Consider the following 17,286-nt stretch of genomic DNA (forward strand, 5'->3'; position numbering starts at 1 on the left):
TGCCGGCTTCGCGGGGCGGCGGACGAGGGCGAGCGCCACCAGCCCGCCCAGGATCCCCAGCGCGCCGGAGACGAGGAACGTCTGGCGCAGCCCGGCCGCGAACGCCTCGTGCACGAGCTGCCCGAGCAGCTCCCGCTGTGCGGGGGCCGCGTGGGCGACGACCGCGCCGGCCTGGCCGCCCGCGAGCGCGTCGGCGGTCGCGGAGGGGTCGGCGACGGCCCCCGCCCCCTTGTCGCGGAGCGCGCACGCCAGCCCGGAGTGGAAGACGACGCCCAGGACCGCGATGCCCAGGGCGTTGCCGAGCTGGCGCGCGGTGTTGACGGCGCCGCTGGCCATTCCGCCGCGCTCCGGCGCGACGGAGGCCATGGCCGCGGACGCCAGCACGGGCGTGGCGATGCCGACGCCGGCGCCGGTCACCGCGAGGCCCGGCACGAGGGCGGTCCACGTCGAGCCGGCGTCCACCGTGGCCTGGAGGAACGCGCCCGTGCCGATCAGCAGCAGCCCGGCGCCGATGGTCCAGCGCGGCGAGACGTCGTGCAGGAAGCGGGCGGCCGGCGACGCGACGAGGAAGGCCGCCGCGCTCATGGGCAGGCAGGCGAGGCCCGCGGCGACGGGCCCCATGCCGCGGACGGACTGCAGCCACAGCGAGGTGTAGGCGAGGTAGGAGAACGCGGCGACGGACAGCAGCACCGCGGCCACCATGAGGCCCGAGAACGAGGGCCCGCGGAACAGGGCCAGGTCCAGCAGCGGCTGCTCGCGGCGCGTCTCGATCAGCAGGAACGCGACCAGCGCGACCGCGGCGAGCCCGAAGAGCCCGAGCGTGGCGGCCGACGTCCAGCCGTAGTCGTTGCCCTTGATCAGCGCGTACGTCGCGCTGCCCGCCGCCACGGTGAACGCGGCCAGGCCCGGCAGGTCCACGCCGCGGCCCCGCCGGGGCGGCGCCGCGGCGACGAACCGCAGCGTCATCGCGATGGCCAGCACGCTGATGGGCAGGTTCACGAAGAAGATCCAGCGCCAGTCCAGGTGCTCGGTCAGCAGCCCGCCCATGACGGGGCCGGCCGCCGAGGCGGCCCCGCTGACCGCGCCCCACGCGCCGAACGCCGTGCCCCGGTCCCTGCCGTGGTAGATGCTGCTGATGAGGGCCGTCGTCGTCGCGAGCATCGCGGCGCCGCCGATGCCCTGGACGCCGCGGAAGACGATCAGCGCCTGCGGGCCGGTCGCCAGTCCGCAGGCCAGCGAGGCGAGGGCGAAGAGCACGAGGCCCGCCGCGTACACCCGGCGGTGGCCGATCCGGTCCGCGAGGGAGCCGGCGCCCAGCAGCAGCGCGGCGAGCGCGAGCGCGTAGATGTCCATCACCCACTGCAGGTCCGCGAACGACGTGTGCAGGCTCTCCGCCATGTCGGGGAGCGCCACGACGACGATCGTCACGTCCACGAGCAGCATGAACGTCCCCAGGCACACCGCGACGAGCGGCAGCCACTTCCTCATTTCCGTACCTCCGGAAGGTCTTGTGCGAGGAGATCGAAGGTCGCATCCGGTGGCTTTTCTCAGAACCCACGGCCGGTCCGGTGACGGAATCCGATGCTGTACGGCTGTGAAATGATGGAAAACATGAGCGAAGAGGAGCGGGTGTTCGATCTGCTGGATCAGCGGCTGGTCCAGGCGCTGATGGTCGACGGCCGGGCCGCGTTCAGCCGGATCGCCGCCGTCCTCGGCACCACGGACCAGACGGTGATCCGCCGCTACCGCCGGCTGCGCGGTGCGGGGCTGCTGCGGGTGCTCGGCCTGCCCGAGGGCGAGCGTGTCGGCCTCTACGAGTCCAGGCTGCGCATCCAGTGCGTCCCGGGAGCGGCCGTCGCCATCGCCGAGGCCCTGGCCCGCCGCCCGGACACGGGCTGGGTCAAGATCTTCTCGGGCGGCACGGAGGTGGGCTGCCTCGTCAGCTCGCGCACGCGCGAGGACCACGAGGCGCTCCTGCTCCGCAAGCTGCCGCGCACCCGGCAGGTCACGGGCGTCACGGCGCAGACCATGCTGCACGAGTACACCAGCAGCGCGACCCGCTCGTTCGGGCGGGACGGGCTGACGCCGGAGCAGATCGCGGCGCTGCGGCCGGGGCCGGTGGAGGGCGAGGGGGAAGGCGAGGGCGGCGAAGACACCGTACGGCTCGACGACGCCGACCACGCGATGCTGGCCGTCCTCGCCCGGGACGGCAGGGCGGGCTATCCGGAGCTCGCCGCGGCGGCGGGCCGGTCGGAGTCCACGGTGCGGCGGCGCATCGAGTACCTGCGGGGGAGCGGCGCGATCTCCTTCGACGTCGAGGTCCACTCCGTCCACCTCGGCTTCGGGCTGGAGGCGGGGATCTCGGCGACGGTCGCGCCGAGCGAGCTCGCGGCGGTCGGGCGGGCGCTCGCCGAGCACCCCCAGGTGCCGTTCGCCGCGGCCGTGACCGGGACGGCCAACCTCGCCGCCACGGTGCTCTGCCGTGACCAGCGCGACCTGTACCGCTACATGACCGAGGGCATCGGCTCGCTGACGGCCGTGCACCGGCTGGAGGTCCTGCCGGTGCTGCGGCAGGTGAAGCGGGCGGGGCTGCTGAGCGACGGGAACCGGCTTTACGACGCCCCCGTGACGCCGTAACGCCGCTTGCCGCGTGCTGCGTACCGCCTGCCGCCTGCCGCGAAGAGTGTTGCCGGCGGTCCCGGTCCAGGGGTTAGACCGGGGCCGCCGGGGGTGTCCGAGGGGAGCGGAGCACCCGAACGGAACGCACAGGGCCGATGAGGAGGGTCTCGGTCCCGGTTGTTCGCCACTGGCTCCCCGGGTACTCGCCGTCGCGAGCGCTGCAGGCCCGGGTGCCACACGCAGTAAATATATTTACTGCCCAGTAAGCAAGGGTATGAAAATTTTCATTCGCCGCCGAGACCGATCCGGAACTGAAAGTCCCGATATCAGTCGTCGAGGAAGAAGTCGTGCTGGTCGGCCGCCTGCTCGTACTTCTCCAGCCGCAGCTGCGTGCGCTCCGGATCGGCGTCGGCCATGGCCTGGAGGAGCGCCGCCGACAGGATCCCGGGCGCCGCGTACGAGTCGAAGACCAGCCGTGACCCGGTGCCGGCCGTGAGCGTCACGTCGGCCTCCCCGGCCAGGGGGCCCAGGCCCGCGTCCGTGATCAGCGCGACGCGCAGCCCCGTGCGGCGCGCGGCCCGCATCGCCGCCAGCATCTCCTTGGAGTGTCTCGGCATCGCGAACGCGAGCACCCACGTGCCGCCCGCCTCCCGGGACTGCAGCAGGGCGTCGTAGGCGACGCTGCCGCCGCGCGAGACCAGCCGCACGTCCGGATGGATGCGCTTCGCCGCGTAGGCGAAGTACTCCGCCAGCGAGACGGAGATCCGCAGGCCGAGGATCGTCAGCGGCACGGACCGTGCGAGCTCGCGGCCGATCTCCAGCACCTGGTCGGTGTCGGTGAACGCGCGGCGCAGGTGCTCCAGGTTCTCGATCTCGGCGTCCACGGCCGCCTGCAGTTCGTTGCGGCGGTCCTCCTCGCGCGCGCCGGGCACGTTCGCGACCGCGCTCAGCGCGATCGGCTGCAGGGCCTCCCGCAGCGCGGGGTATCCGCTGAAGCCCACCGAGGAGGCGAAGCGGGTCACCGAGGGCTGGCTCACGCCGACCCGCTCCGCGAGGTCCGTGATCGACAGGAACGCGGCCTCGGTGAGGTGGTCGGTGATGTACTGCGCGATGCGCCGCTGCCCGGGGGACAGCCGGTGACCGCCGAACAGGGCCCGGACCTTGTCCGCAGGGGCCGGCTCCGCCGCGGAGGGCCGCCCGCCCGCCTTGCCCGGGCCGCCCGGCGTGATCGCGGACGCCTGCGCGCGTGCCTGCTGCGACGCCTGCGCGCGGGCCTGCTGCCCTGATGGCACCGGTGCGCCTCCTTCTCGTACCGCTTCCGCTCAACATAGCGGATGGGCGCGCCGGTCCCCGTTCGTCAGTGCGAACCGAACTTCACGCTCGCGAAGGGGGCGTTCCGGGGCGCGTGGTGGCCCGGCGGGAGGTGGAGGGGCGTGCCCTTGCACTCCTTCTGCGGGTACACGGTCGCCGGAAGCACCGTGCCGTTGTGCGCCCCCTGGGACTCCTGGCTCATCGTGAGGCACCGGCCGTCCGGCGGGTTCTCCACGAAGAAGGGCGCGCCCTTGGGCCCCACCCAGGCGAACCACCCCTTTGCGGTGCCCGCCCTTGCGGTGCCCGCCCTTGCGGTGCCCGCCCTTGCGGTGTCCGCCTTTGCCGTGCCCGCCGCGCCCGCGGGCACGGCAAAGGCGAGGGTGCATCCGGCGACGGCGACGGCGGCGAGTACGGGACGGAAGAAGCGCATCACTGATCCTTCGACTCGATTGCTGGAGAATTCCCGGGAATGCCCGGAAAGTCTTCACACGGTGAACGACGGCGGGCGGGCATGGTCACCCCCGCAGGGCGTGACCGCCCGGCCCGCCGCGAGCCCGCCGGGCCGGAGGCCGTCCGTGCCGCTACGGGGAGTCTTCGGGCCGGACCACGCACAGTCCCCAGATGACGAAGGCGGACAAGGCGATGACGACGATCGACCACAGCGGGTAGTAGGGGATGGACAGGAAGTTGGCGATCAGCAGCAGCGACGCGACGGCCACGCCGAGGACCCTGGCCCACAGGCTCACCCGGAACAGGCCGACGCCCACCATGAGCGCCGCGATGCCGAGGAACAGATGGACCCAGCCCCAGCCCGCCAGGCTGAACTTGAACACGTAGTCCGGCGTGTTGACGAAGACGTCGTCATGCACGATGGCCATGATCCCCCGGACGAGATCGACGAAGCCCACGACCAGCATCATCACGGCCGCGAACAGGGTCAGGCCACTGGCGGCGGCCTGTGATCTCTCCGAGTGCGGATTGAGGGTGGATGACATGGGACTACCTCCCTTGCCGGTATGACAGCCCGTACGACAGGCGGACCCTCTCGTCTCCATCGTTTCCCCTCCCGCCACCCCTGTCCATGCGAGGGCGGCCCGGGTGAGGCCGGTCAGCACCCCCGCGAAAGTCATGTAATATTCATGTCGCGCGCCGCTAGCTCAGTTGGTTAGAGCAGCTGACTCTTAATCAGCGGGTCCGGGGTTCGAGTCCCTGGCGGCGCACAAGAGAAAGCCCCCGCCGATCCGTCGGCGGGGGCTTTTCTTCGGTTCGACACCCGACGGCACCCACCGCACGATGGAGGGATGCCGTCACCAGCGGAAGGCGCACCCCTCCGCATCACCCTGCTCGGCGGGTTCCGCCTGGCCGGAGCCGACGGCTCCGTACGGATCCCCGCGGGCTCCGAACGCCTGCTGGCCTACGTCGCCCTCCGTCCCGGACCGGTCGCGCGAAGTGACGTCGCGGAGAACCTGTGGCCCGGCGCGTCCGAGGCCCGGGCCCACGCGTCCCTGCGCTCGGCCCTCACCCGCCTGCGCGGTGCGGGCTGCTGCCGGGCCCTCGACACCGGCCCGGCCGAGCTCGCCCTCGCCGACGGCGTGGCGGTCGACCTCCAGGAGCTCCGCGCCCTCGCACGGGGCCTCCTGGACGGCACGGACGCCGTGCGCGGCGCCGTCGAAGCCATCGGAACCGGCGAGATCGACGGCCTCTCCCGGGACCTGCTGCCCGGCTGGTGCGACGAGTGGGCGCTGCGCGAAGCGGAGGAGTGGCGGCAGCTGCGGCTGCACGCCCTCGAAGCGCTCGCGGGCCACTTCGTCGGGGCGCGGCGCTACGGCCACGCCGTGTCGGCCGCCGCGGCGGCCGTGCGCGCCGAACCGCTGCGGGAGAGCGCGCACGCGGCCCTGATCAGGGCCCACCTCGCCGAGGGCAACCAGTCCGAGGCGCTCCGCGCCTTCCGGGCCTACCGGACGCTCCTGCGGAACGAACTCGGCCTGAGCCCGACGCCGGCGCTGCTCGGCCTGGTGGCCGGCCTGCGCCCGGACGCGTCCCGCGTCGACGGGCATCACGCGGCGGTCACGTGGCGGTGACGGTGGGGTGGCCATGATGGGGTGAGCGACGGAACGCGCTCACGAGCACGGGCTTACGTCCATGGGTTACGTGATCAAGCATCCCCAAGGCAAGGTCGCACCCCGGAGGTCTCCGCTCCTGGTCCGGCCGCGGCGGCTCGTGTCCCGCGCGGCCGATGCCGTGGGGCGCCGCGCCCGTTCGGCGCGGGTCCGGCTGGCGGCCCGGCGCAAGGTCGCGCCGGCTCAGCGGTGGTGGACGAGGTGGTCGCTCAGGCGGGTCCTCCCCTACCTGGCGGTGCTGGCTGTCGTCTGCTGGGTCGGTTTCGGCGTCTGGGCCCTCATCGAAGGTGAGAAGTCTCCCCTGGAGCAGTGGTGCTCCAAGAGAGGCAACGGCTGCGCAGTGGTCTACGGCTTTATGGGCCCGTTCCTGAGCCTCGGCCTCGCCACGGTCTTCTTCTTCGGCGCGACGTACGGCTCCGTGCGGAGGTCGGTCATCCGGGCGGCCAGGAAGGACCCGCGCGGCATGGTGCCGACGGCCGGACCGGCCATCCGCCATGTCGTCGGACGCGAGGAGATGTGCCTGGTCATCGCCCGGGCGCTGCGGGACAAGCGCACCAGGCGCCCGTACCTGCTCGTCGGCGGCGTGGGCGCCGGGAAGACGTCGGTCATCGTGCAGCTGACCCGGATGCTGGCCGAGAAGGGCGCCGTCCCCGTCCCGATCAGACTCCGGGACGTCGACATGAACGCGCCGCGCCTCGACTTCCACGAAGTGGCCATGAAGCGCTTCGCCGAGATGACGGAGCGCAAGGTGCTCTCCGACCGGCACAGCGAAAGGGTGTGGCGCCAACTGTGTATGGACGACAGGGCCGTCGTCCTCGCCGACGGCCTGGAGGAGGCCTTCGCCGACGACGACAGCCAGAAGGACCGGGACGTCCTCATCCGCCGGGCGATCGAGCGGGCGGAAGAGCAGAAGCTTCCCCTGGTGATCGCCTCCCGCCCGCACGCGCCGCTGGAGCACACCCGGGCCGCTGTCGTCGACCTGGAGCCGCTCAGCGAGGAGGCGGCGTGGGAGTACCTGCTGCGCGATCACCCGGACCGGGAATGCGACCGCATGGACCGTGTCGTCGAGACGGCCGGCGGGGCCGAGTCCCCGCTGTATCTGCAGATCGCACGTGAACTGCGGGAGCAACCCGCGCGGGACAAGAGGACGGGGCCCGAGCGCTGGGCGGGGCTGCACGCGCGCAATGGGGACCGCACACAAGCGCAGCGGCGGCTGCTCGACGAATGGCGGGAGGCGCTGGTCACCGGCCGCATCCACGGCGAGGTGGCGCTGGCCCCGGACGAGCGCGAAAAGGTCGTCGAGTTCATCTCCGCACTGGCCGGGATCGGACTCCTGCGCGATCGGCTGGAGGTCCGGATCGACGATCTGGAGGGTGAACCGGACATACTGGCCCGGCTCATGCAGCGGCTGGAGGGGTGCTGCGACAAGATCGATCTTCAGAGGCAGCGCGAGCTCCGTGCGCTGTGCGCCACGCAGGGTGAGCAGCTCGGCCTGGTGGAGGCCCGTGGGGAGAAGATCCGGTTCCAGCACAGCATCCTCCAGGCGTACCTCGGCTCCGGCTACCTCGACGTCAAGAAGGGCGAGCTCCTGTCCGGTGCCCTGGGCAAGGAGGAGGGGCCTGCTCGCGAGCTCCTGATCGGGCTGGCGTTGAACTCCCGTGCGAGGGACTCCTCTATGCGAGCGTCGGCCGTCGAGCAGCTCCTCGCGGCAGCCGGGCGCCGCAGCGACGCCAAGGCCCTCGACATGTACGCCGTCGCACTCGACATCGACAGAGCCCCGGGGCCGTCCGAGCACCAGCGCATCGCCGACAGGCTCCGTGAGCAGTGGACGGACATCGTGTCCGGCGATCGCAGGACGATCGAAGGGGCGAAGGAGCGCTTGGTGCACCGGTTCGGGGAAGCCCTGCGGGCGGTCGGGGACCCGGCCTACGAGCAGTTCTTCACCATCGCCACCCTTGAGCCCTCGTACCAGATCAGGCTGGCCGTCGCACAGGAGATGGGCGCCGGCGGGGACAAGGCGTTCGATGCCCTGCGCTCCCTGTTCCCCCTCCCCCGGAGGGACGAGCGCGACCGGTACGACCCCTGGGCGCAGTACGAGGAAGAAGTCCGCCGGCAGGCGGACGCCGAGCACTGGGAGCGCGAGAACCTCGTCAGGCGGAGCGGCGTACCGCAGGACGTCTACGACAGGAAGGCCAGGGAAATCGCCGAAGCGGGGGAGGAACAGCGGCTCCGGATCTGGCGGAAGTACGTCATGCGGGCCTGGCTCGTACCCATGGTGGTCGGATCGGTGAGCCGGAAGCACAGGGAGCAGGCGATGGAGAGGCTCAGTCTCTGGCTGCACCACCTGGAGCCGGAGCACTCCCGTCCGCACGGGGCGGACCTGCCGATCTCCCTGGAGACCGCCCTCGCCCAGGGGTTCTTGAGCGCGGCCAACCGGAGGCGGCTGCACCCGCAGACGAACGAGGAAGCCCGGGAGTTCCTCGTCGCCCAGGCGGAGATCATGCTGGCCCATGCCCGCTACTGGTATTCGCAGATGACGCTCATCCAGGCGCTGTGTCTGTGGGAGCTCCCGGACCCCATGGGAAGGGCCGGTCGTCCGGTGGCCAAGGCCGACCCGACGAAGGCGGTGAGGCGCTGGCTGGCCCTGGCGGGCAGCAAGCAGGACCCGCGGGCCCTGCACCCGGGGGACCGCACCCGCAGGGGCGATCGCGTGCACCCCTTCGTCTCTGCTGCCGCAAGTCTTGCGGTCCTCGCCCTGGAGAGCGGCCGGCCCGAGCGGTTCGTCTGGATCGACGAGATCGGCGTCATGAACAAGATCGGATCGTTCAGCGAGGACGCCGGTGACCACCGCGAGCACCGCCTCTGGATTCCGCCGTCGGCGGGGTGGAGCACCCTGCACCCGCGGGCGCAGCAGCTCCTCGCCGAGGTCTTCCTGCTGCGCAACCTCACCGAACGGGACGCGCAGCAGCCGGCCGAGCTGGAGTCGTGCCTGGAGCGCGCGGACCGCACCGATCTGCCCCCGTGCCTCGTCAAGCACCGCGGCGCGCTCCGGCCCGGGCGGACCGTGGGGATGGCCGGCGACGCGACACCGGGAAGCGGCTGCCGCGCGGAAAGCGCCTGCCGCGACTGCCCCTTCGAACTGTGCCCCTACCCCGCCATGGGTGTGCAGCCGCGGGCCGAAGTGCGTGAGGTCTTCTGCCGGCAGCAACAGGCGCTCCTGCGCCGCTATCGCTGGAGGAGCTACCTCAACCCCTTGTCGTGGACCCGCAAGAGGGCACCGTGGCAGGACATGACGGACCGGGAACTGCGCAAGTTCTGGGGAGACATGGCGGACCGGTCACGGACTCCCTCCGGATGATTCCCGTCCGCGCCTCAGCCCGTCTCCGGCGCCCGCAGCACCAGCAGCGCCAGATCGTCGTGCCCGTCGCTCGGCCGGGCCTCGGCCACGGCCCGGCCGAGGACGTCGAGCGGGGCCCCGGCGTGGGCCGCGGCGACCTCGGCGATCGTGCGCAGGCCCTCGTCCAGCCCGTGGCCGGGGTGCTCCACCAGCCCGTCGGTGAACATCAGGACCGTGGCCCCCGCGGGCAGCGTGTAGCGGTGGTCGTGGCGGGCGAACCGGGCGTCGACGCCGATCGGCACGTCGGGCTCCGCGTCGAGGAAGCGCGTCGTGCCGTCCGCGGTCACCACCAGGGGCGGGGGATGCCCCGCACTGCTCCAGACCAGGGACCACGCGTCGCCCCGGGGCACGAGGCGGACCAGGCACGCGGTCGCCATGGTGGGCTCGGCGACCGCCTCCAGGGTGCGGTCCAGGCGGCTGAGCAGCTCGCTGGGCAGGGCGTCCGAGTCGTAGGCGAGGGCGCGCAGCATGTTGCGGATCTGGGCCATGGTGGCGGCGGCCCGCACGTCGTGGCCGAGGACGTCTCCGACGATCATCACGCGGGTGTCGTCGGGCAGCACCATCGCGTCGTACCAGTCGCCGCCGAGCAGCGCCGGGTCCGCGGCGGGCTGGTACACCGCCCAGGCGTCGAAGGGGGAGAGGTCGGGCAGGCTCGGCAGGAGCAGCCGCTGGAACTGCTCCGCGCCGGAGCGGACGCGGCCGTAGAGGCGGGCGTTCTCGATGGCGACGCCTGCCGCGCCGGCCAGTGCGACCACCACGGACTCGTCGTCGGCGTCGAAGGAGGCGCCGTCCTGCCGGTCGGTGAGGTAGAGATTGCCGTAGATCCTGCCCCGCACGGTGATGGCGACGCCGAGCAGCGAGCGCATGGGCGGGTGCCCCGGCGGGAATTGCGCGGCCTGCGGGTGGTCGGCGATGCTGTCGACGCGCAGCGGGCGCGGGTCGGTGATGAGCAGCCCGAGGAGGCCCTCGCCGTGGGGGAGCGCCACCCCGGTCAGCCGGTCCTCCTCCTCGCCCGTCAGGCCGACGGGGATGAACTCGGCGAGCTTGGTGCCCTCCTCGTCCAGCACACCGAGGGCTCCGTAGCGCGCCCCCACGAGCTCCATCGCCGTCGCGACGATGCGGCGGAGCACCACGGGGAGCTCCAGCTCCCCGCTGATCGTGAGTATGGCTTCCAATAAGCCCCGCATGCGTTCCTGGGCGCGGGCGAACTCGGCCAGCTGTTCCCCCAGCCGGTCGAGGTCCGCGTCCAGGCTCGGCCGTCTGCGGGCAGGGCTGTGCGGAGGACGGCCGTCATGATCTGTCTCGCTTGCTGCCACCGGGCACAGGCTAGTGACTCGGCGTCCGGAGCGTGGCCAATACTCGTATGTCTGTCCCGTGTCGGCGGCAGCCGGTCACCGTCCGGGTCACAGCCCCGCGACGGCCTCCTGGCGCGCGTAGCTGAAGCCGTCGTTGTCGAAGTAGAAGACGGTGACCTTCACTTGGTCGCCCTTCGCGAAGTGCGAGCCGGCCGAAGGGCGCAGGGAGACCCGGGCGGCGTGGCTGTTGTAGTCGCAGACGAGCTTGTCGACCTTGATCGTCCCGGCGGCGTCGGACTCGTCGTGGGCGCTCGTGCCCAGCTTGGACGCGTTGGCCACGAGCTGGTGGTTCATGCCCGGGTCGCAGGAGTACGTGACGTCCACCTGCAGGCCGGGCGTGTGGAGCGCCACCTTGTCGATCGCCAGGAGATTGGCCTTCGCGGCGGCGGACGGAGCGGTGGCGAGCGCGCCCGCGCCGATCACGAGCGCGGCGGCCGCGGCGCCGGCGAGGCGGCGCGCGAAGCGGGACGACGTCATCGAGGTTCCTTCCCCCTGAACCGCCGCGGGGCCCGGCCGCGCCGAGCGTTGCGACAGTTGTTCGTATGTCGTGCGAGGTCACGGATGTTACGTGACATCCCGTCTGAACAGCGGCGGTTTCAGGCCACGCGAGAGGGGGGCACGCCCGAGGAGGCCGCGCCCCCGCCCCGGTGCGCCCGGCACCGCGGCAGGGGCACGGCACTTCGCCCGTCAGCAGTCAGCCGCAGGTGCCCGCCGGCCGGGTGCGGGTGACCACGTCGCTGTAACCGGTCGTGGAGTCGATCCACACGACCTGCCTGGCGCCGGTCGCGGCCGCGGAGAGCTGCTCGCCGCGGTTGCACGAGACCCGGCCCTTCTGCTTGCCGTCCGCCGAGAACTGCCAGAGCTTCGTCAGCGTCGCGTTGTCGAACGTCCCGGGCCCGGTCACGGGCGCCGCCACGGCGACGGTCACCGCGTCCTCCGAGGCCGTCAGGTCGGCGGCGTCGACCGCGCCCGGGCCCGTGGCCGGGCTGATCTCCGTCAGCCCCGTACCGTCCAGGTCGGCACGACGGATCGCCGTCCGGGGCGCCTCGGGGTCGTCCTTGGCCAGCCAGTAGACGCTGTTGCCGCTGATGCCCGTGGGCCCCAGGGCCGGGTACCCGCCGAGCTTCTGCACCACCGTCGTCCGGCCCGTGGCGAGGTCGAACACCTCCACCGTGGAGGTGCGCTGGCCCGTGTCCCACCCGCGGTCGAGCCGGGTGTAGGCGATCCTGCCGTGGCTGATCGACGGGGAGGCCGTCGTCACGCCGGGCTTGTCCACCACCTGCACGGGGATCCGGTCGCTCAGCCGCACGTACTCCACGTACCGGGACACCGTGCGCCCCTTGGTCTCCATGACGACGACGTCGCCCTCGACGCCCAGCGGGGCCATGCTGCGCCGCAGGGACCGCAGGCTCTTCACCGGGCCTCCCGCGAGCGGCCGCGCCAGGACCTCGACCGACCGCCGTCCGTACGCCTCCCACACCACGGTCCTGCCGTCGGTGACCGGGTTGACGTGGTAGCGGCCGTCGTTGGGGCTGATCAGCTTCGGCGCGCCGGTGCCGTCCGTGCGCCCGGCCCAGACCGAGTACGGCTCGGCACCGGTCTCGTTCGACTTGGACGCGGCCCACCAGCCGCCGCCCGCGCCCACCCGCGAACCATCGGTGTTGACCCTGCCGAAGAGCTGGTCGGAGTCCACGCCCAGGGCGAGCTCCCAGCCGGGCACGATGCCGTGGGCGCTGAAGGACCGCTCGACGGACCTCAGCTCCCTGTCGGAGACCTTGAGGTCCCGGGCCGCGGCGAGGACCGCGGCCCGGCCCTCGGTGAAGCCGTCCAGCGGGGTCATGTACTCGGTGAGCGCCTTGTAGACGATCCGGTCGGCGAGCGTCCGGTCGATGTCCTCCCGCAGGTCCCACAGCGCGCCGGAGAAGATCGTCGAGTTGAGGTGGACGCCGCCGTTGTCCGTGGCGAAGCCCACGCCGAGGAAGGACTTGGAGGTGTTCCGCCCGTCGTTCAGGTCGCGCACGGCGCACTCGCGCGGGCCCTTCGTCCGGCACAGCCCGTCGCCCAGGAGGCCCGCGTCCGGGTTGTCCATGGCGATGCCGAAGGCGTCGGTCTTGACGGCGTTGCCGAAGTAGTCGGCGAGGGCCTCGTTGAGGGCGCCGGACTGGCCCGCGTAGACGAGCTCGGCGCTGTTCTCCACGACCCCGTGCGTCATCTCGTGCCCGACGACGTCCAGCGACGCGGAGAACGGCCGGTACTCGGCGTCGCCGATCCCGTAGACCATCTTGGAGCCGTCCCAGAAGGCGTTCGCGTACGTGCCGCCGAACGCGGTGACGCCGACCAGCGAGTTGAGGGTCATGCCGCGGCCGTCCAGGCTGTCGCGGCCGTGGACCTTCTTGTAGTAGTCGTAGACCTTGCCCGCGGCCCAGTGGGCGTCGACCGCGCCCGCGTCGGTCGCCTCCTTGCCGAAGGCGGGCGCCGGCGAGGCGAACTCCTTGATGCCCTCCGGCCAGGCGCCGGACGTCTCCCACACGCTCCTGCCCCGCGCGTCCCACGTGGCGAGCACGTTCTTGCTGCTGTCCCGCATGCGGGAGTGGTCGCGCATCACGTACGCGCCGCCCGCCTCGTCGCGGGCCAGGTCCAGCCCGACGGTCCGGCCGCCCAGCGTGACGCCGGAACCCTTCACACCGGGATCGTCCGCGGCGGCGCGGGCGCCGCGCGCGGCAGCGACGGGCGCGCCCGTCGTGCCGGCTGCCTGCCCGGCGGTCCGGAACGTCTTGATTCCGCTGTACTGGAGGACCGGATAGCCGGCCTTCGCGTCGACGTACACCTCCTGCAGCACCGGCGCACCGGTGGCCGGGTCCGTGCCCCGCACCGTGACGTGCCGGGTGAGCACGCCCGGGCCCTTCGGCAGCACGACCAGCCCGCGGTCCGTGCCCGTCAGCGACCGCGCCGCCGTGCCCTTCCCGTCCTCGTCCGCGCCCTTGCCGGAGCCTGAGCCGGGGCGCTGCGCACGGAGCCGGTCCTCGGTCGCGTCCACCGCCCGCTCGACGGCCAGGGCTCCGTCGACCTCGGGCGTGGTGTCGGCCGTCAGGCCGGTGAAGTACTTGCCCGAGGTGCCGGTGACGACGCGCTTGCCGCCCTTGCTCTCCATCCGGACGACGTACTGCCCGCCGAGCACGTCGACGCCGCGGTGCTTCTGCTGCAGCCGCACGGTCTCCGTCCCGCCGGCCGCGGTGGTCCGTACGGGCTTCAGGTCGCGGGCGGGCGCGGCGATCCGGTAGCGGTCCTTCTTCTCCGCCAGGTGCCCGCGCGCCGCGTCGGCCGCGCTCACCGCCGCGTCGGCCCCCTCCCGGATCCCCGTCACCAGCGCGGGGGTCTCCGTCCGCTGACCGGGGATCACCTCACCCGGGCCCGGGCCCGGGGGCGGGGGCGGCGGTGCGGCCGCGCCGGCGGGCGCCGCGGAGACGACGAGTGCGGCGGCGCTGATCAGCGCCGCCGCACCGGTGATGCCGCTCTGTGCTGCGAGTGCTCTCGGTCTTCCCGGACGGGCTCCGGGTCTGCGTATGCCGGGCAAGGTGTCCCCCCTCGCGGTGTACCCCGGCACCTGGGCGTGCCGGGCCAGCGCCATGGAATCGGGGACGGCGCCCTTTCATCAACGGTCCGGACAGCCCAACGGGCACCTTTCGGCCCCTCGGCAGACGATCGTCCGTTTTGTGCCCGTGACGTTCGCCGCGCTTCGTCGTTCTTCACGGCGGGTGCACGTAATACCGTCGGGCCACCAGGGCGAACGTCCTGGTGGCCCGACGGTTTTCCGGCGCGCGTCCCGTCGGGGCGCATGCGCCCTCAAGGCGTGCGGGCGGTCAGAGCGCCAGCATCGCGGCGACCGCCGAGCGCCAGTCCTCGCCCGGGCGCGCCACCAGCTCCTCGGCCAGGGCCTCGGCGCGGTAGCGGTGCCGGTGCAGGAGGCCGGGCGCCCGCCCGCCGGCGACGACCGTGCTGGAGCTGCCCAGCAGCCGGATCAGCTCGCCGGCGAACTCCTCCCAGCCGACGTGCCCGCCCACGGCGCTGACCGTGCCCTGCGGCGGGCGTTCGGCGCACGTCACCAGGATCCGGGCCAGGGCCGCGGCGTGGATCCAGGGAACACCGGACCACGGGTCGCCGGAAGCCGGGACCGCGCCCGCCGCGGGCAGCACGACCGGCTCCCCGGCGCGGGCCGCCTGGAAGAGCGCACCGGTCGCCCCCCAGCGCAGCTGGTCCCGCAGCCGGGGGTGCGGGCCCCACACGATCGGCGCGCGGACCACGGCGGCCCCGCCCCGGCCCGCCGTGCCCGCCGCCTCCCACAGCATCCGCTCGCAGTCGAGCTTCGCCCGCCCGTACGCCGTGAGCGGCTCCTCCGGCGCGGTGTCCTCGGCGACGTCGGCCACCGACGGCCGCCCGTACGCGTCCACGCTGCTCACGAAGACGAACGAGCCGCGCCGCCAGCCGTCCAGCAGGGCCCGCATCGCCGCGACGTCCACCTCCGGGGAGGTGAAGGTGCAGGCCGCGTGGATGACCGCGGTCACGTCGTCCGACACCGCCGCGCGCAGGCTGTCCGCGTCGGCCAGGTCGCCCTCGGCCACGTCCACCCCGTCGGCCGCGACCAGGTGCGCCGACTCCGGCCGCACCAGCGCCCGGACCGGCCGGCCGCGGGCCGCCAGCTCCCGCAGCACGAACGCCCCGACACCGCCGGTGCCGCCCGTGACGAGCACCGTGCCCTCGGCGGAGGGCCGTGCGGCGGCGGAGCCCGTACGGGTCGCCGGGCGGCGGCCCGCCCGCACCTGAGCCCTCGCCCGCGTCCGTTCGTCCAGCAGCGCCCCCAGCGCGCGCGGGGTGCGCTGCTCCAGGACGTCGAGCCCCGTCAGCGGCACCTGCAGCCGCTCCCGGAGCCGCTCGGCGACCCGCACCGCGAGCAGGGAGTGCCCGCCGAGGAGAAAGAAGTCCCCGTCGAGGCCCGGGTGCTCGCCGAGCAGGTCGGCGAAGACTTCGACGACGGCGATGGCGGAGGCGGAGGCGCGGGGAGCGGTGTCAGGTCCACGGACCTCCTCAGGCCCACGGGCCTCGTCCGGTTCGCGGGACGCCTCCCGCCCCGGGATCCGCCTGCCCGCCGCGTCCAGCGGCCGGTTCTCGCCCCTCGACAGGGACGCCAGCACTTCCGCGAAACCGTCCAGCAGACGGCGGGCCGGCTCCTCGCCGAGGCGGCCGCGGTCGTACCGGATCAGGCAGCTCGGGCCGCTGCCGGCCGTTCCCTCCTCCAGGTAGAGGCCGAGGCCGAACTTGACGCCGTCCAGCGCGACGTCGCCGGGCTCGCACTCCGCCCCCGCCAGCCGCAGGACGGGCGGCGGGGCCAGGACGTCCGCCGTGACGCCCACCAGCGGGTTGCCGCCGGCGTCGCGCGCGGCGGCGCCGAGCCGTTCGACCATGAGGTCGAACGGGACGTGACGGTGGCGCTGCGCCTCCAGGAGCGCGTCCCGCACCCGCGCCAGCAGCGTGCCCATGTCGCCGGCCCCGGACAGGCCGGGCCGGACCGGGAGGGTGTTCACGCACAGGCCCACCAGGTCGCGCGCGCCCGCCGTGTCGCGGTGGCTGCTGGCACAGCCGAGGACGAGGTCCTCCTCGCCGGTCGCCTCCAGGAGCGCCGCGAACGCCGCGGACAGCACGACCGTGAACAGCGTCGCCCGGTGCGCGCGGCCCGCCGCCCGCAGCCCCTCGACCGCGCCGGGCTCCAGCGGCGCGGACAGCACCCGCGCCTCGCCCCGGCGGCCGGGCTCCGCCCCGTCCCCCGGCAGGGGCACGGGGCGGGCGCCCGCGAGCCGCCCGGTCCAGTACGCGAGGCCCTCGTCGAGCGCGTCCGAACCGGCCCGCTCCCGCCGGGCGAAGTCCGCGTACCGCGGCGCGGCGCGCTCCGGTCCCGCGTCCTCCGCGTCCTCCGCGTCGCGCCCCTCCAGCTCGGCGCGGTAGCGGTCGCCGAGCTCACGGGCGATCACGTCCAGGGAGCCGCCGTCCACAGCGATGTGATGGAACGTCAGCAGGAGCGTGTGGTCGTCCTCGGCGTGCCGGACGCGCAGGGCCCGCAGCACGGGCCCGGCCGCGAGGTCGAAGCCCCGGGCCGCCTCCTCGCCGAGCACCTTCCGCGCGGCGTCCCCGGCGGCGGCGTCCACGGTGCGGACCGGCACCCGGCGCGCCGCCGTCACCTCCTGGAACGGCTCGCCGTCCCGCAGCCCGTAGCGCGTCCGCAGCACCTCGTGGCGGCGCACCAGGCCGGTCAGGGCCCGGCCGAACGCCTCCGCGTCGAAGGGGCCGCGCACCCGGGTCGCGAACGGCACGTTGTAGACCGCGCCGCCCCGGCCCAGGCGCTCCATCAGCCACATCCGGTGCTGGGCGTGGGACAGCGGCGCGGTGCCGTCGTCCGCCGCCGCGGGCGCCCGGCGCTCCGGCCGGCGGGCCC

11 protein-coding genes and 1 tRNA gene are annotated in these 17,286 nt (G+C 73.5%); 4 read left to right on the top strand and 8 right to left on the bottom strand.

Going from position 1 to position 17,286, the window contains the following annotated elements:
• The coding region (locus B7P34_RS30465; RefSeq protein ID WP_106681421.1) for an MFS transporter at nucleotides 1-1,488 on the bottom strand (1,488 nt) is incomplete at its 3' end.
• A 123-nt stretch (nucleotides 1,489-1,611) separates the two neighbouring features.
• On the opposite strand from B7P34_RS30465, the gene B7P34_RS30470 reads away from it, so the two are divergent.
• Nucleotides 1,612-2,637, top strand: coding sequence for an Lrp/AsnC family transcriptional regulator (locus B7P34_RS30470; RefSeq protein WP_106681431.1), 1,026 nt, complete (start codon nucleotides 1,612-1,614; stop codon nucleotides 2,635-2,637).
• 308 nt (nucleotides 2,638-2,945) lie between these two features.
• Here the strand turns inward: B7P34_RS30470 and B7P34_RS30475 are convergent, their stop codons facing one another.
• From B7P34_RS30475 to B7P34_RS30485, 3 genes are all read right to left on the bottom strand, one after another.
• Nucleotides 2,946-3,911 (bottom strand): MurR/RpiR family transcriptional regulator, encoded by a 966-nt coding sequence (locus tag B7P34_RS30475; protein WP_106681422.1) that lies wholly within the window; start codon nucleotides 3,909-3,911, stop codon nucleotides 2,946-2,948.
• Nucleotides 3,912-3,976: 65 nt separating this feature from the next.
• Complete coding sequence (locus B7P34_RS30480) at nucleotides 3,977-4,360, bottom strand: hypothetical protein (RefSeq protein WP_106681423.1); 384 nt, start codon at nucleotides 4,358-4,360, stop codon at nucleotides 3,977-3,979.
• 151 nt (nucleotides 4,361-4,511) lie between these two features.
• Nucleotides 4,512-4,925 carry a DUF7144 family membrane protein gene (locus B7P34_RS30485; RefSeq protein ID WP_106681424.1) on the bottom strand — a complete coding sequence of 138 codons (414 nt, stop codon included), beginning with the start codon at nucleotides 4,923-4,925 and terminating at the stop codon, nucleotides 4,512-4,514.
• A gap of 151 nt (nucleotides 4,926-5,076) precedes the next feature.
• Here B7P34_RS30485 and B7P34_RS30490 point away from each other — a divergent pair.
• From B7P34_RS30490 to B7P34_RS30500, 3 genes are all read left to right on the top strand, one after another.
• A tRNA-Lys gene (locus B7P34_RS30490) sits at nucleotides 5,077-5,150 on the top strand.
• Between the two features lie 81 nt (nucleotides 5,151-5,231).
• The gene (locus tag B7P34_RS30495; protein WP_106681425.1) at nucleotides 5,232-6,011 is read left to right on the top strand and encodes an AfsR/SARP family transcriptional regulator; all 780 of its coding nucleotides are present in this window, start codon (nucleotides 5,232-5,234) and stop codon (nucleotides 6,009-6,011) included.
• A gap of 70 nt (nucleotides 6,012-6,081) precedes the next feature.
• Complete coding sequence (locus tag B7P34_RS30500) at nucleotides 6,082-9,408, top strand: ATP-binding protein (protein ID WP_146166970.1); 3,327 nt, start codon at nucleotides 6,082-6,084, stop codon at nucleotides 9,406-9,408.
• 14 nt (nucleotides 9,409-9,422) lie between these two features.
• Here the strand turns inward: B7P34_RS30500 and B7P34_RS30505 are convergent, their stop codons facing one another.
• The 4 genes from B7P34_RS30505 to B7P34_RS30520 all read right to left on the bottom strand — a co-directional run.
• Nucleotides 9,423-10,763 (bottom strand): PP2C family protein-serine/threonine phosphatase, encoded by a 1,341-nt coding sequence (locus B7P34_RS30505; RefSeq protein WP_223268393.1) that lies wholly within the window; start codon nucleotides 10,761-10,763, stop codon nucleotides 9,423-9,425.
• Between the two features lie 87 nt (nucleotides 10,764-10,850).
• Nucleotides 10,851-11,279, bottom strand: a complete 429-nt coding sequence (locus B7P34_RS30510) for a hypothetical protein (protein WP_106681428.1) — start codon at nucleotides 11,277-11,279, stop codon at nucleotides 10,851-10,853.
• Nucleotides 11,280-11,496: 217 nt separating this feature from the next.
• Nucleotides 11,497-14,376, bottom strand: coding sequence for a M4 family metallopeptidase (locus B7P34_RS30515; RefSeq protein ID WP_223268394.1), 2,880 nt, complete (start codon nucleotides 14,374-14,376; stop codon nucleotides 11,497-11,499).
• Between the two features lie 286 nt (nucleotides 14,377-14,662).
• The coding region (locus B7P34_RS30520; RefSeq protein WP_106681430.1) for a condensation domain-containing protein at nucleotides 14,663-17,286 on the bottom strand (2,624 nt) is incomplete at its 5' end.

The organism is Streptosporangium nondiastaticum (genome assembly GCF_003011965.1).
Classification (GTDB): Bacteria; Actinomycetota; Actinomycetes; order Streptomycetales; family Streptomycetaceae; genus Streptomyces; species Streptomyces nondiastaticus.

Coding starts and splice junctions, on each gene's coding strand:
- B7P34_RS30470 (WP_106681431.1), top strand. CDS start 1,612: ATGAGCGAAGAGGAGCGGGTGTTCGATCTGCTGGATCAGCGGCTGGTC.
- B7P34_RS30480 (WP_106681423.1), bottom strand. CDS start 4,360: ATGCGCTTCTTCCGTCCCGTACTCGCCGCCGTCGCCGTCGCCGGATGC.
- B7P34_RS30485 (WP_106681424.1), bottom strand. CDS start 4,925: ATGTCATCCACCCTCAATCCGCACTCGGAGAGATCACAGGCCGCCGCC.
- B7P34_RS30495 (WP_106681425.1), top strand. CDS start 5,232: ATGCCGTCACCAGCGGAAGGCGCACCCCTCCGCATCACCCTGCTCGGC.
- B7P34_RS30510 (WP_106681428.1), bottom strand. CDS start 11,279: ATGACGTCGTCCCGCTTCGCGCGCCGCCTCGCCGGCGCCGCGGCCGCC.